The sequence below is a fragment of the Clostridium sp. MCC328 genome (assembly GCF_018785465.1).
Lineage (GTDB): Bacteria > Bacillota > Clostridia > Lachnospirales > Lachnospiraceae > Pilosibacter > Pilosibacter fragilis.
Genome location: NZ_WQPW01000155.1, coordinates 1 through 1,251, shown reverse-complemented (window position 1 = coordinate 1,251; position 1,251 = coordinate 1). Strand labels below are relative to the sequence as shown.

The window sequence follows — 1,251 nt, the reverse complement described above, 5'->3', positions numbered from 1 at the left end:
CACGAAAAACGCATGAGTAAATAAATTGTGAACATGCCCCTTTTCTGGTAAAATTAAAAGAAAAGGGGCGTTGGTATATGCAGGAATTATTAGATTGGCTGGAATACATAGAAGATGATCGCCAGCAAAGAAAAATTCGTCACACATTAAAAGATATTCTTGTTATTGTGTTGTTCGCAACGTTAGCGAATGCGGATGACTGGGTAGAAATGGCATTGTTTGCGGAAAATTATCAGGACTATCTTCGTAAGTATATCGAGTTAAAGAACGGGATTCCATCCCATGATACGATCAGACGTGTTATGGGGATGATATCACCAGAAATCTTACAACAACTCTATGGAAAATGGCAGGACCGATTAAATCAGGATGACGGAGAGCTGCTGAAAAAAATCATCTGTATTGATGGAAAAACCATGCGTTCCAATAAAAGGGGAGCTGGAAAGGCAGCTCACATTGTATCCGCGTGGAGTAAAGAGGATGGTTTTTGTCTTGGACAAAAAGCTGTTGAAGAAAAAAGCAATGAAATCGTAGTGATTCCAGAATTGTTGGATAAGATCCAGATAAAAGGCCAGACCGTAACGATTGATGCAATGGGAACACAGACTGCAATAGCGGAAAAAATAAAGAAAAAACGGGCAGATTATGTTCTTGCATTGAAGAGAAATCAAAACAGCCTGTATGAGGATGTGCAGGAATACTTTTCGGATGAAGAGTTTCAAAAAAGAATCCGTGCGAGCGGTAATTACAAAAAGACACAGGAAAAGGCACATGGTCAGGTTGAAATAAGGGAGTATTATCAAACAGAAGATATTAAATGGTTAAGTCAGAAAAAGAACTGGAAAGGGCTGTCCAGTATCGTGATGGAAAAGAAAACGATAGAGAAGGATGGAAAGAGAAGGATAGAGTATCGTTATTTTATCAGTAGTTTAAAGGCAGATATAGAGCAGATCAGTCGTGCAGTCAGAGGACATTGGAGTATAGAAAGTATGCACTGGCATTTGGATGTAACATTCCGGGAAGATGCAAACACAACGTTAGATAAAATGGCAGCACAAAATTTGAATATCATAAGAAAATGGAGCCTAAGTATTTTGAAGCCGGCACAAATGACAAGGCATAAGTTGTCGATGAGAAAGAAAAGGTTCGTAGTTAGCATGCGTCCAATTCAGTATCTGGAAGAACTTTTAGAAGCTTAAAAATAGCTGAAAACAGAATTGGTGGTAGACAATCATTCATGCGTTTGTCGTG

The 1,251-nt window shown here is 38.8% G+C and carries 1 protein-coding gene; it reads left to right on the top strand.

Annotated features, from left to right (window positions below; genetic code table 11):
- Positions 1-77 precede the first annotated feature (77 nt).
- On the top strand, positions 78-1,199 hold the full coding sequence (locus GPK83_RS16665) for an ISAs1 family transposase (RefSeq protein ID WP_009259881.1): 1,122 nt from the start codon (positions 78-80) through the stop codon (positions 1,197-1,199).
- The last annotated feature ends 52 nt before the right edge of the window (positions 1,200-1,251 follow it).

Bases quoted from the DNA above. Each gene is read 5' to 3' on its own strand.
- GPK83_RS16665 (WP_009259881.1), top strand. From the start codon at position 78: ATGCAGGAATTATTAGATTGGCTGGAATACATAGAAGATGATCGCCAG.